Annotated in this window: 9 protein-coding genes; 7 read left to right on the top strand and 2 right to left on the bottom strand. The window is 39.9% G+C overall.

Features of this window, described 5'->3' with window-relative positions; translation table 11 throughout:
• Positions 1-222: 222 nt before the first annotated feature.
• From EV194_RS09520 to EV194_RS09505, 4 genes are all read left to right on the top strand, one after another.
• Complete coding sequence (locus tag EV194_RS09520; RefSeq protein WP_132433811.1) at positions 223-1635, top strand: hypothetical protein; 1413 nt, start codon at positions 223-225, stop codon at positions 1633-1635.
• 500 nt (positions 1636-2135) lie between these two features.
• On the top strand, positions 2136-4445 hold the full coding sequence (locus EV194_RS09515) for a glycoside hydrolase family 3 N-terminal domain-containing protein (protein ID WP_132433810.1): 2310 nt from the start codon (positions 2136-2138) through the stop codon (positions 4443-4445).
• 413 nt (positions 4446-4858) lie between these two features.
• The gene (locus EV194_RS09510; protein ID WP_132433809.1) at positions 4859-7168 is read left to right on the top strand and encodes a glycoside hydrolase family 3 N-terminal domain-containing protein; all 2310 of its coding nucleotides are present in this window, start codon (positions 4859-4861) and stop codon (positions 7166-7168) included.
• Between the two features lie 352 nt (positions 7169-7520).
• Positions 7521-9386: a tetratricopeptide repeat protein gene (locus tag EV194_RS09505; protein ID WP_165921850.1), complete on the top strand. Its 1866-nt coding sequence runs from the start codon at positions 7521-7523 to the stop codon at positions 9384-9386.
• A 108-nt stretch (positions 9387-9494) separates the two neighbouring features.
• Here the strand turns inward: EV194_RS09505 and EV194_RS09500 are convergent, their stop codons facing one another.
• Positions 9495-10382, bottom strand: coding sequence for a hypothetical protein (locus EV194_RS09500; RefSeq protein ID WP_132433807.1), 888 nt, complete (start codon positions 10380-10382; stop codon positions 9495-9497).
• A 296-nt stretch (positions 10383-10678) separates the two neighbouring features.
• Here EV194_RS09500 and EV194_RS09495 point away from each other — a divergent pair, with 296 nt between their 5' ends.
• From EV194_RS09495 to EV194_RS09485, 3 genes are all read left to right on the top strand, one after another.
• Entirely contained in the window at positions 10679-12547 is a 1869-nt protein-coding gene (locus EV194_RS09495; protein ID WP_132433806.1) for an Ig-like domain-containing protein, read from the top strand.
• Positions 12548-12581: 34 nt separating this feature from the next.
• Complete coding sequence (locus tag EV194_RS09490) at positions 12582-13403, top strand: DUF3108 domain-containing protein (RefSeq protein ID WP_132433805.1); 822 nt, start codon at positions 12582-12584, stop codon at positions 13401-13403.
• Positions 13404-13477: 74 nt separating this feature from the next.
• Positions 13478-14269, top strand: coding sequence for a CHAD domain-containing protein (locus EV194_RS09485; RefSeq protein WP_132433804.1), 792 nt, complete (start codon positions 13478-13480; stop codon positions 14267-14269).
• Positions 14270-14282: 13 nt separating this feature from the next.
• Here the strand turns inward: EV194_RS09485 and EV194_RS09480 are convergent, their stop codons facing one another.
• On the bottom strand, positions 14283-14753 hold the full coding sequence (locus EV194_RS09480; protein WP_132433803.1) for a hypothetical protein: 471 nt from the start codon (positions 14751-14753) through the stop codon (positions 14283-14285).
• Between the last annotated feature and the right edge of the window lie 48 nt (positions 14754-14801).

Raw genomic sequence — 14801 nt, 5'->3', positions numbered from 1 at the left:
TTCATTAATCTTTTTTATTTATCTAATTATCAGCCGTTTACAAACTTGTTGTAATGCTGCACAATCACCTGATAATGTGAAGTTTACTTATATCTAATATCTAATAATCTTAAAGTCTAACGATCTATTGTATTTGGAAACTTATTATTTTTTACTCGAAATTGATAAAAAACGTTATTTTTGCCTGTTTGTATTTTAATAATTGTTAAAAACTCTAATTCAATGAAATCTAAAATCTTATTACTTCTCGTTTTTCTTATCGGATACAACACCATAGAGTCACAAAGAGTACGCAGCGAAATAATACAAGTAAAGAAACGGAATTCTGCTTTTATCCCTCTGCCGCTAGAGGCTAAAACATTTTCTTCTAACAATGTATATCTTCAGATTCATGGCCTTGAACGGGTAAACTCCGATGCAGATCTGAGAATTGTCGGAAAAATGTTTCCCGCATACAGGCATAGCGAATGGGCGATCGGCTCAAATGTCTATCTTACCAGAACTAGAAGCGAGGACATCTTGTTCTCTCAACCTGTTGAATTAACGATTACAGACAGAGATGGGCAAATTCTTTATTATCGTGTATTTAATTATTTCAAATTCACCAGGGATTCGGAAACATCCCCTAATGTATATATGGAGAGTGACATGTTTGCTTATAATGGGATATCTGAACACTTATCCTATATGTTTTCGCCACTTTATGAACCTGAGTTCAGAACACGTTTACACTACATCCACCGGAGCGATGACCATGATGATTTAAACCATGCATACAACATCGCCATGGAAGCTGTAGAAAAATATAATGATGGGAACACAGAGCCTGCACTTAAACTGTTTTATGAAGCCATTGACATATGGCAAAACGCCCTTAAAGAAGCAGATCTTAATAACCGCAGAAGCAGAATTAACAGAAATATTGCAGAGGGAGTATATCGAAATCTGATGCAAGTGTTATCCATTACAGGGCGTTTTGAAGAAGCAGGGCAGATAATTGAAGAAAGCAAAGAAGCAATGGGGGTAATGTTTAACCTCCGAATCGCCAGACATGAGTATAATAAACAGAGAATGGAGCTAATGGCCAAAGGCAAGGATGAACGCTTTACAAACTTTTTTCATTTTGAATTAGATCCAGATCAGAAGCCATTATTAAGTGGCGGACATCAGTTTTTACCATCAGGAATCCCCGCTATTAGTAACTATATTGTGGGAAGCTGGAGGTATTATGCTGTCACCCCCGATGGGTTGCCTCATTCTGCGGAAGACTTTGATGCATTGAATCATACCGCTAATTTGCCTGATGAAACTGTTGAGCTACTTCATCTGCTCCCTGACGGGTCTAAAATAAACCAGGAGGGGTCATGGGAACGTTCCGAACGTTACCGGCTGGATGATCCAATGCCTTTTTGGAGAGTTTTTAATGGGCCAGATGGACATCCATATTTGATTTTCGCCTACGAACAGGAAGAATTTGATGATATCGCAGGTAATATGAGGCATTTGGACTTGCACAGAATCTTTCATGTTTGTGATGAAAGGCTCGTTTTAATGTCTCCAAACTTCAATCCGAATTCAGATGTATCCGGTAATTTTATTCATTTGCAAAGGGTCGGACTGGTAACAGATTTATAAATCGCTCAAACTTTTTTAGCCGACTAAATAAAATTTAAATTCAGGAGCTCTCGAGTTGTTAAAGCTCAAAGCTTCTGATATTTAATTTTATATTGCTAACGTGATGGTGAGTCCGGCGTTTTTGCTTCAATTCTTTTTCATTTCAGGCTTGATTCTGTTCAAAATGAAAAATAATATCAAGGAGAGCATGTTGGGTTCGAATTCAGCACTGATCTCTTCCGAATCCTCGGGTTTATTTAGCTTTTCTCATTTTTTCAGATAATCTCTGTAGAGAGTTTAGAATCATTTCAAAGTTGCAATCAGAATTTGTCCTGAGTTCGAAAAACTCCTAACTTAGCTCAAAATAATTGGTTGTATGGGGGCAAATGATCAATAATCAACGATGCTTTTGCTATTTTTTTAGTGTGTTATTTTTACACTAACGTTTTTTTTTGTTTTTTTGTACTTGAAGAGTGATCAAAAGGAGGATATAAATAAATCAACTAAATAAACTTTACAAGATGAAAAAACAACTATTATCTGGATTAATTGTATTAGTCATCTTCTTTGGCTGTGCAACACCAAAGAAACAGGATGCAGCTTCAATGGTTGAGCGAATTCCTGAGGTTGAGGCCTTATTAAAACAGATGACGCTTGAAGAGAAAGTGGGTCAGATGGCTCAGTTGACTCTTGACGCTCTAACAGTTGGAGCGAATCATTTTCATACTGAGGAGCCCATGCGACTGGATATGGATCTTGTACGCAGAGCCATTGTTGACTATAACCTTGGTTCGGTATTGAATACCGCTTCTACCCGAGCCAGAACTGTGGAGGAGTGGCATACGATTGTCAGTCAGATCCAGGATGTGGCCATGAATGAAACGCGCCTGGGCATTCCCGTAATTTATGGAATAGATGCCATCCATGGCGTAACATATACCGCCGGGGCAACATTCTTCCCACAACAAATTGGGCAGGCTGCCACTTTTAACCCGGAGTTAGTTCGTCGTGCAGCCGAAATTACAGCATATGAAACCCGTGCCTCTTCTTTGCCATGGAACTTTTCACCGGTTCTGGACATTGGTCGTGACCCAAGATTTCCAAGAATGTGGGAGACCTTTGGTGAAGATGTCTATTTAACCAAAGTTCTTGGAGTGGCAATGGTAGAAGGATATGAAGGCGATGACATTGGAAGCCCTTACAGGGTCGCATCTTGCCCCAAACATTTTCTTGGCTACTCAACACCGCTTTCCGGTAAAGATCGTACACCCGCATTAATTCCGGAAATAGAATTGAGAGAGCGCCACATTCCTCCATTCAAGGCTGCTATTGAAGCAGGTGCACATACCATCATGCTTAACAGTGGATTAATAAATGGCGTACCCGTTCATGCCAGTTATGAACTGATTACTGAACTGCTAAAAGAAGAGCTTGGCTTTACAGGGTTGGTTGTAACAGACTGGGCTGACATTGACAATCTTCACAATCGCGACAGAGTGGCCTCTTCACCAAAGGAAGCTGTTAAGCTGGCCATTAATGCAGGTGTTGATATGTCGATGATTCCATACACGCTTGATTTTTGCGACTACTTAATAGAGTTGGTTGAAGAAGGTGAAGTGCCCATGTCCAGAATTGATGATGCAGTTCGCAGGATTTTGAACACTAAATTTAAATTAGGCTTGTTTGAGACCCCGGTTACCCATTACGAAGATTACCCGCTGTTTGGAAGCGATGAATTTATTGCTGAAGCAATTAAAACGGCACAAGAATCTATGACACTGCTAAAGAATGAAGAGAACATTCTTCCTTTATCAAATAACTCCAGAGTTTTGGTTGCTGGTCCAAATGCGAACAGTATGCGCGCACTCAACGGAGGCTGGTCGTACACCTGGCAGGGAAGCAATGCCGATGAGTTTCATGAAGGATACTCTACGATTTTGGATGCCATTCGTGATAAAATTGGTTCAGCAAATGTTATTTTCCGCGAAGGAGTTCGTTACGATAACAATGCAGCATACTGGGTAGATGAGGCTTTTGATATACAAGGAGCGGTTCGTGCCGCAAGAAATGTTGATTACATCATTCTTGCTCTTGGGGAAAACAGTTATTGTGAAAAGCCCGGTGATTTGCATGATCTCACTCTATCCAGAAACCAAATTGACCTGGCTAAGGCATTGGCCGAAACAGGTAAACCCATTATTTTGGTTTTGAACCAGGGACGTCCTCGCATCATTCGGGAAATTGAACCGCTCGTAAGCGGGATAATCAATGCCTACCTGCCCGGAAACTATGGAGGCATAGCTGTTGCCGATGTTATTTTTGGTGACTACAACCCAAACGGTAAACTTCCGTTTACCTATCCAATGTATGTAAACACTTTGGTTACTTATGACCACAAGCCTTCAGAACATCAGGAAAGAATGGCCGGAATGTATGATTATGAATCAGATTTTGCCATTCAATTTCCATTTGGCTTTGGTTTGAGCTATACCTCTTTCGAATACAGCAACTTATCTGTGAGCAGTGATGTTTTAAGACCAAATGGCAGCATCAATATTTCGGTAGATGTAAAAAACACAGGCGATCGGCAAGGTCAGGAAGTTGTTCAATTGTATACTTCAACTCACTTTGCGTCAATAACACCTGATGTTCGTCGTTTAAGAAGGTTTGAGAAAATTGCATTGGAACCGGGAGAAACTAAAACCGTTAGTTTTAGTATTGCGCCTGAGGACATCAGCTTTATCAATGCACAAAATAAAAGAGTTACCGAGCCTGGAGCTTTTGATGTTTTAATCGATGACCTTAAAGCTACGGTGAATTATACAGAGTAAATCTTAATATAATATCGAATTCAATAAAAAACTACAAGAAAGAGAAAAAGGGTGTCCGTTCGGACACCTTTTTTTTGCTAAAATAAAGTCAGTTCTAAAACAATAATTATGCGTTAAAAAACATCAATACGAGAATGTTTTTATATGTTATATAAATGTCGATATCGATGTTATCACCCTCCATCTCTGCACTTTATTGTTTTTATCAGTTTTTTGATGTGAGTATTTTGTGAGCCAATTCAATTATGAAATATGAGGTTAATATGAGGTGTTTCATAATACATAAACGGATTGAATACAATAATTTTGACTTATGGGATTTTAACCTGATTGAAATTACGCAAAACAAAGATACCCATCGTGAATGTTCTGCTAAATCGCAATATTCTATAACAATTCTAAAAATTGAAGAAATGAAAAAATCACTGCTTATTGGCATGTCGGTACTGCTTTTTATCTTTGGTTGTGCCTCAGAAAAAACAGATGACGCTGCTGCCACGGTTGAGAGAATTCCTGAAGTGGAAGCATTGTTGGCTCAAATGACCCTTGAAGAAAAAGTTGGTCAGATGGCACAAATTACCCTGGATGTCATCACCAAAGGAGAAAACGAAATGGTTTCCGATGAACCGCTGGTTCTGGATATGGACCTTGTTCGCCGAGCCGTAGTGGATTATGGTGTAGGTTCAATTCTGAATACGGCCAACAATCGAGCCAGAACTGTAGAGAAATGGCATACAGTAATCAGCCAGATTCAGGATGTTGCCATGAATGAGACCCGCCTGGGGATTCCTGTTTTATATGGTATTGACGCCATTCATGGAACAACATACACCGCTGGTGCAACTTTTTTCCCGCAGCAAATTGGTCAAGGTGCTACCTTTAACCGAGATTTGGTTCGTAAAGCTGCTGAAATCACTGCATATGAAACGCGGGCTTCTTCCATACCATGGAATTTTTCACCTGTGCTGGATATGGGACGTGACCCCAGATTTGCAAGGCTCTGGGAAACTTTTGGCGAAGATGTATATCATACAAAAGTTCTTGGACTGGAGATGATAAAGGGCTACGAGGGGGATGACATCAGCAGTCCCTACCGTGTTGCTTCATGCCCCAAACATTTTCTGGGTTACGGAACTCCTCTTTCCGGAAAAGACAGAACGCCTGCCTTGATTCCTGAGATTGAACTCAGAGAGCGCCACCTTCCCCCTTTCGAAGCTGCAGTAAAAGCAGGGGTACAAACCATCATGGTTAATTCCGGATTGATCAATGGTGTGCCTGTGCATGCATCATATGAACTGCTGACAGAACTGCTAAAAGAAGAATTGGGTTTTACCGGTCTGCTTTTGACAGATTGGGCCGACATTGAAAATCTTCACAACAGAGACAGGGTGGCTGCATCACAAAAAGAAGCCGTCAAACTGGCCATCAATGCGGGTATTGATATGTCCATGATTCCTTACAATCTTGATTTCTGCGATTATCTGGTTGAACTGGTAAAAGAAGGAGAGGTTCCAATGTCCAGAATTGATGATGCAGTTCGCAGAATTTTAAATACCAAGTTTAAATTAGGTTTGTTTGACACACCCGTAACTCATTACGAAGACTACCCGCTGTTTGGAAGTGAGGAGTTTGAATCAGTGGCTTTAGAGACAGCACAAGAGTCAATCACTCTTTTAAAAAATGAGAACAACATCCTTCCCCTATCAAAAAACAGCCGCATTCTGGTAACGGGACCTAATTCCAACTCGATGAGAGCATTGAATGGCGGATGGACTTACAGCTGGCAGGGAGAGAAAGTTGATGAGTTTGCACAAGACTACTCAACCATTCTGGATGCCATCAGAGGCAAAGTTGGAGCTGGAAATGTTATGTTTAGAGAAGGTGTGAGGTATGACAATGATGCTGCTTACTGGGTTGACGAGGCCTTTGATATTCCCGGAGCTGTAAGAGCAGCTGCCAATGTGGATTACATTGTAATTGTTCTTGGTGAGAACAGCTATACCGAAAAACCGGGTGATTTACATGATCTTACTTTGTCTCAAAACCAAATTGACCTGGCAAAGGCTCTGGCTAGAACAGGAAAACCTATGATTTTGGTTCTGAATCAGGGACGTCCACGGATTATCCGTGAAATTGAACCACTCATGAGCGCTGTAGTGAATGCATACTTGCCTGGTAATTTTGGAGGGTTGGCGATTGCAGATGTTATCTTTGGCGACTATAACCCAAACGGAAAACTACCATTTACCTATCCAATGTATGTTAATACTTTGGTTACATATGATCATAAGCCATCTGAAAATCAAGCCAGAATGGAAGGTGTATATGATTATGAATCAGATTTTGCCATTCAATATCCTTTTGGATTTGGTTTGAGCTACACAACCTTTGAGTATAGTCATCTGAAAGTCAGCAGTGATCAACTCACAGCAAATGAATCCATAGAAATTTCTGTAAATGTTAAAAACACAGGTGACCGTCAAGGAAAAGAGGTGGTTAAGCTGTTTACCTCGCTTCATTATGCCTCCATCACTCCTGATGTACAACGCTTAAGACGATTTGACAAAATCACTCTTGAGCCGGGAGAAGAAAAAATGGTAACCTTTACATTAACACCGCAAGATATTAGTTTCATAAACGCTCGCAATGATAGAGTGAATGAAGCAGGATATTTTGATGTGATGATTTCTGATCTTGTTGAAACCATTAGCTTCATTGAATAAGGATTTGCCAACAATTGATTTTTTATGATCTGAACAAAAAGGCGGTTTTAGAAGAGGATTTAACCACAAAGTTCACGAAGTATTTACAAAGCTCACAAAGATTTAATGCGCTGTCATGCAGGTCATTGTGTGCTCTGCGTAATCACCGTGATCTTTGTGGTTTTATTCTTTCCCTATCTGGCGTTTATTAAATCTTTCAGAGTTCAAATTGACAATCTGTTATCTCATCATTTAAAAACAATGGTTATTTGAATATAATTTAACTATTTTTGTCTCTTCATCACCAGATACCCAGAATAATATGAAACTCGTCCCGAGGCCTAGGGAGCCATTGAATAGCAAGTTAGAGTATATGAAAATTCTTTCAATAACCATCTGCATTTTTCTTATGACAGCACTCTTCCCTTTTTGGGGAATTGCTGGTACATTAGGAATCCAAAAAGGATCGTATGATGATCTTCAATCCAGAATTTATGAATCCATTGAGCATCAAACAGGTAACACAAGAGAATTAATCAGTGAATTTAAACGGCTGGGAGGCTTTGATGCAGATCTTTTGTTGGGGATGGCCTACTACTTTAAAGCAGAGCTAAATTATTCTGAAGCCGCATGGAATGAAGCCATAGAGAATTACAGTGCAGCAATCAGATATTTTGACTCCCTGAACGAAACAGGAAGATTGGCAATTACCTACAACAATCTTGGGCTGGTGTATTCTTTCATCGGAGAATATGACAACTCGCTCGATGCCTATTCCAAAGCGTTGGCACTGGAACTGGACATGGGTGATCAAACTGCGATAGCAGAAACCTATCAAAACATGGCAAATGTTTTTTCAGCAGGCGAAAACTACGACAAGGCTCTGGAGTTTCATCAAAAAGCACTGGATGTTTTCCTGCAAGAAAGAAACGATATCAGAATTGCTGCTACATATAATAATCTGGCTACCATTTTTGCCCGAACTCAAAAGTATGATGAAGCTTCGCAGAATTATTTAAATGCCCTGTCAACATACAGGAAACTTGGAATGGAACATGAAGAATCCATAGTTCTATGTAATATTGGTAGTTTGAAAACCAGAGAGGGAAGTTACAATGAGGCAGTCATTTATCTTGAAAGAGCTCTGGTTATTCTTAAAGCAAGAGTAGACCGCATTGGAGAAGCAAGAGCCTACTCCCTTCTTGCAGACACTTATGCCAAAAGAAACGACCATCAACATGCCATTTTCCTTCACAGAAAGGCCTTGAATATAGCAACAACCTATAATCTTAACGATGTTTACATCGATTCGAAATTTTCACTTTATACCACCCATAAAAATGCCGGAAATTGGGAAAAGGCATTAGCTGCCTATGAAAATTACATAAAATCTCGAGACCAATTACTAAAAGAAAATCCTGCCTTTGCCGGAGGGGTGTTAGACAAAGAACTTGAGCACAGGATTATTGAAAGAGACAGAATGCTGCAGAGAGCACAGTTAAGGGAACGGATTCTCTTCGGATTGTTTGTGTTTGTAGGTGTATTGGCTTTCCTTGCTTTTATCATAGCAACATACAGACGTCGCATCATCAGAAGCCAGAATGAGTATGAAAAAGTGAGGAGTAAGCTTTTGAAGGAGAAGTTTAATGCCACTGCTGTTATCGATTACCTCAATTCCATCAGGGATGAGATGATTAAGGGGGATAATCAAAACGCTGTATCCCAGCTAGATGGCTTCTCAAACATGATGCAGATCATGATGGAAAATTCCTGCCAGCAATTCATCTCTTTACGAAAAGAGATTGAATTTCTAAGAAGCTTTCTTGATTTTCAGAAGGAGCGCTACAACTGCGATATTGAATGCAACATCGAGTCCAATGTAATTCATAATGCCGATCAGGTGATGGTACCGAGCATGCTCACTCAATCCTTTATTGAACATGCATTTGTAAACTCTGACTGTGCAGAAACAAAACCAACTTTGAATTTTGCATTTATGAGAAGAGGAAATGTGCTGGATGTCATCATTGAAAACAATCTGAATTCTTCAGCAGAGAGTGCTATTCTGGAAGAACGGCACAGAAATCTTGGAATTTCCATGGTTCACCATAAATCCTCCGGGTATAAAATGCACCGATTATTAAATCACCTCGGACCGCTTCACACAGAGGTCAGGACTGTTGGTGGCCGGGAAGCCGGACATCGCGTAAGATTCAGCCTGCCGTTTATGGTGAATTAGCTACTCGGAAATATCAAACTTATTTAATACTATTCACTGATGTCCGATAAAAAAAGAATTTTATTAAATAAAAATAGGTTTGAATACAAATAAAGACAGGTTACTGTATTACCTTAATGAAAACGTATGAGATCCGATGTGAAACCCATCGGCAAAAATGTCGGCAGTATATTCGCCACTTGTTAATTCACCTACATCGGCATTGTAAAAAATGCACACATCAAGTTCTTCCCCGCCATACTCAACTGCTCTTTTGGCTGAGAAATTAATCTGTGTGTTTTCATGAGTGAAAACATCATCTCTGGAATGCATCAGAAGCTGTCCGTCCGGCCTCTCAATCCGAAGGTATATCTCTTTCATCCCAACGGGTGCAGTCACATTTCGCAATATCGTAAAGCACACTTTAATCCTATTGGCTCTCGAACTTCGGTTTGTTGATCTACCACTGGGGTTTAATCCTTCGGCCATCATGTTAATGACATCAAGCCTGCTTGCAATGGTCACTTTTTGTTCGAGGTTTGCTCTGGTAGCTTCCAATTGTCTGACCGAGGTTTGAATTTCACTATACCGCCGCCTATGCTCAATATTTTCTCTGGTTAATTCCTGATTGATGGTGTTGAGTGAGTCTATTTGAATGATGTAACTTCGAAGCACTCCCCGTAAAGTAGTCAGCTCACGCTGATACTCCCGGATTTTGGCTGTGTTTGTGGCGCGGATTGTTTTCAGCTCTTCAACCAGGTTGGCAATTCTTTGACGCTCCATTTCAAGCATGTAATTCAACGTATCATTATCGCTTTGCAAGGAGTCGAAGTTAAACATCAGGTTCTGGTACTCCTGTGTCAGTATGTTTTTTTCTTCCGTCAATCCATCAACAATTACAGTTAACTCTCTGTTTTGCATATAGTAAAGAACAGAAAGAACAATTACCAATAGCGCTGCGGCTGATAATGAGATGTATAGAATTTTTGAATTATTGTTTTTTTGCTGAGTTTCCATGTTTTATGTTTTTTGCAGCCGTAAAAATATTACTTTTTCAATAGTAATCAAACAGCTGGTTCTTCTATTTGTTTGACTTAAAAAAATAACGGTATAGTTATTGATATTACTGCCGCGACTATTTTTTGATACATGGAGCAATTGAATCAATAATTTGTCAACATTGCAGATTAATATTATACCAATAAAGTTTATACCTTTGTCTCTCTTAATATTTTGGCAGCATATATTGTGCCGTGATAATATTTTGTTTCCGTTTTCTTTAAAATGAGTACTAACTGTTTTCGTTATATCAGATGCTAAAGCACGGGATTGATTTTTTATACAGAAACATAATTGCAGGAATTATAAGCAAATACAGGGTTCCTTTCGCCTTGCTGGTTGTTTTTATATTAATCGTTTTCTTACCCGGTGGCTGTGCCAGCACCGGAATGCCAACTGGAGGCCCCCGCGATGAAGATCCCCCGGTTATGGTGAGATCTTTTCCACCTGAGAACTCCTTGAGTTTTACCGGACGTAATATTCGAATTGAGTTTGATGAATTGATTCAGGTTACAGATATCTTTCAAAAGTTAATGGTATCTCCACCGGTTAATCAGCAACCCACCGTTACAGCAAGAGCTAATGCTCTTGTGATTGAGTTTAACGAGGATCTTCAACCTAACACCACTTATACTCTTGACTTTGCCGATGCTGTAAGGGATAATAACGAAGGAAATATATTGCACGATTTCCGGTTCTCATTTTCAACCGGAGAGATCATTGACAGCCTTAAAATCAGTGGTCATTTATTTGATGCCACCAATTATGAACCTGTTTCAGGTGCATTGGTAATGGTACACAGCAATCATGCCGACTCAGCTTTTCGCAAACTGGTTCCCATCCGGGTAACCAAAACCAATCCTGATGGCAGGTTTACCATTCAAAATCTGGCCCCCGGTGAATACAGATTATTCGCTCTGGAAGATGCCAATAGAAATTTCAGATACGATCAACCAGGTGAGCGCATTGCCTTTTATTCAGACATCATTGTGCCTTATATCGGTTATCATGAAGTGATCGACTCCATCTCATCCGATTCTGCAATAGTTGTAAAACAGGAGGCATATCTCCCAGATAGTTTACAGTTGTTCCTTTTTCAGGAGGATAACATCCCGCAATATTTGAGGGATTATGAAAGACGAGCACGAAATCGCATCGATTTCGTGTTTGGCCGTACGCTTTTGGAACCAGTTAAGGTCGGTTTGGTAAACAGACAGGCGGAAGATTGGTTTTTATATGAGCATACTGCTGCTCACGATAGTGTCTATTTATGGTTGAAGGACACCACTCTGATAAACAGTGACACATTAAGGTTAAGTCTGGAATATCCCATGCTTGATTCACTAAGAGAAGTGACATGGAAAAAGGACACCATCAATCTCTACTATTTTGAGACAGGTGGAGGGCAAGGTCGTCGGAGACGAGGAGATGATGAGCCACCACCCACACCGGTGTTGCGACACGAGGGGTTAAAAGCCAATCTCGACATTTTGGAAGAATTGAGTCTGCGTTTCCCTACCCCTTTAAAGAATATAGATTACACAGGGTTGCGGATGTTTGAAATGGTAGACACCATCCCAAAAGCAATGGAGTTTGATCTTCGTCAGGATTCGGTGAGAATTCGCAGGTATGTATTTGAATTTAACAGGGAAGCCGGGGGGCGATATGTTTTAGAGGCTGACTCAGCAGCATTTACTGATATTTACGGTGTTTCAACCAATGCTTTTCGACAGGAGTTTTCCGTTCGGAAGGAAGATGATTACGGTATTTTCTATGTTGAGATAGAAAGTCCTGAGTCCACATGGTTAATTCAGCTAATGAACAGACAGGAAAGGGTAATCCGCCAAGCTCCGGTTCCACGAAATGGGCGGATAGCATTCAGGTATCTCCGCCCAGGGGAGTATATGTTGAGGATTGTTGACGATAAAAACGGCAATGGTAAATGGGATACCGGAGATTTGGAGAAGGAAATTCAGCCTGAGAGATTATTCTATTACCCCGAAGTTCTCAATGTAAGGGCCAATTGGAGCATCCATGTCCCCTGGAATCCCCATGAGTTTGACATCCATGAATTTGTGAAGACACATCGTCAGAGAACAGGTTCTCAAAGACAGCGACGATGATGTTAAGTGATAAAAATCTCTTTTTGCTTGAGGTATGTGTTGGAGAAAAATCCTGATTGTAGTTCTGCTATCTGCATATGTTCCTTTGTTTGGAGCCACCGGGTTTTGTGATACAGAAAATAACGCTTTTGGTCCCGGTGAAAAGGTTTACTACGATGCTTATTACAACTGGAAGTTTATCTGGTTGAATGCCGGGAAAGTCACATTTACTGTGGATGAGGCAAAATGGCGTGGAAAACCCGCTTATTTTATGAAAAGCATCGGAGTAACGGAGCGAGGATACGACAGACTATTCAGAGTTAGAGATACTTTTGAAGTTTATGTGGATCCTTTAAAATTAACTCCTTTTGAGTACCGTCAAATTACAAACGAAGGCTCCTATTCAGCATCCCATCATTACATTTTTAATGAGGATAACCGTTCGATACGCACCAATATAAGCAGGGAAAACAGCCCCTTTCAACTTTCATTTATTGATTGGCCCGAATGCACTTTCGATATTTTGTCAATGATATACAAAGCCCGGAATATAGATTTCTCCAAATACAAAAAGAACGACAAAATTCCAATCACCATGATTATTGACGGAGAAATTCATAATTTGTATATTAGATATTTGGGAAAAGAGGTGGCCAGAAACAGGGATGGCCGCAGATTCAATTGTCTTAAATTTTCTCCATTGCTGGTTGAAGGCACCATATTTTCTGCCGGAGAAGACATGACAGTCTGGGTTACCGATGACAAAAACCGGGTTCCAATAGTTGTGGAGGCCAAGATTTTGATTGGATCTGTTAAAGCTGTATTTACCCATGCTGACGGATTGAGACACCCTTTGACATCTGAAATTAAACGTTAGCAATCAAAGTAAAGGGGAGTCCTAAAAAACAAGTCGACAATATATTTTTTGATGAATCAGAAATTTTTTGTCAGGTGGAGAAAAACTTAATATATGCAATAGGAAAAGAGCAGTATGCTCTTTTCCTCGATAATTTCAACATGTCAATCCGGAAAGGGGAGTCTGAGTATATTCATCATTCCAGAGTGGCAATGAAAAGGCTGGTGGCCATAAAAGAATATCTTAATTATTCATGCTCTGACGATGCTAATGAAGCGCTCAACCAGATTGATCTTCCGGTAAAACCTGTGTACAAAGCTTCGGGTAAAGTCAGGAACCTGCAGGTTGCATTGTTAACCATCTCTGATTATATCAAAGCGAAACCACCTGCAGAGTTTATCGACTACATAATGCGAAAGCTTCAAAAACGAAAAAACAAATATTTTCAGGTTGCCAATGAAATTTCTCTTTTGGACGAAGATATGTTTAGCGCTTTTTTCTCCCAGCTGCTGAATCAGGCATACAAAGGAAACCGTGATCTGTTTTTCCAACATTTGGAAAGGAATGCAACTTTAGCAGGCAGCCTCATAGAAGCGCACCCACCGGGAAAAGAGTGGCACGATGCCAGAAGATGGTTTAAGCGGAACTATCTGTTGCTCCAGATGTTTGAATCCGATCTGTTGTCGCATCCTGAGACAGGTAAAGTTGTTTATTACCGTCACATAGAGCAATTGATCGGGCAATGGCATGATTTAATGTATCTTAAAAAAGTCACAGCAAAATTTGAAGCAAAATCGGGAGTTGAATCAAAGGAGTTGAAAAGTTTTAAAAATGAAATAGCGGATTCCATGCTTAAATTTGAACATGAAATCCGCCAATCTTTTTAAGAGAGAACTGTCCCTAAACGCTTATTCTTCTATTTGTTGGCTTCGTTATTGTTATTTCCGAGCCATTTTCACCAGCTTCATCCACATTTGTAAATGAATTCTGCAATGTTCTATTGCTGGATTTCCCGGGATAATTCATAAAAAGTTCATAGAACTTAACCTGTTCAAAATAGTTCAGTTTAATCTCTGTTGGACTCAGTAAGTATTTTCGTATCCAAAAGTTTGTTGTGTTACAAACGTTCATGCTCTGGAGCCCTTTTATTTTTATAAAATAGTCCAGAATCTGCTCATCGGAAAACCGGTGTTTCGTGAATTCATGAAACCTCTTCATAACATCTTTTTTCTGATCAGATCCATTTGGAAAAATAATGTTATAAAGAATAGCCTGTGCCTTCCTTTTGGTAATTACCGGCAGAAGATATTTGTAGAACCAAAGACTTACACCAACAATTATCACCAAAGGCAATAATATCCAATTCAACATGGTAATGTATTTAATATATTAGGTTGTTGATCACATTTACGATATTCC

Origin of the sequence: Natronoflexus pectinivorans (genome assembly GCF_004345615.1) — a bacterium.
GTDB lineage: Bacteria > Bacteroidota > Bacteroidia > Bacteroidales > Marinilabiliaceae > Natronoflexus > Natronoflexus pectinivorans.
This window is presented reverse-complemented; position numbering and strand designations above follow the sequence as displayed.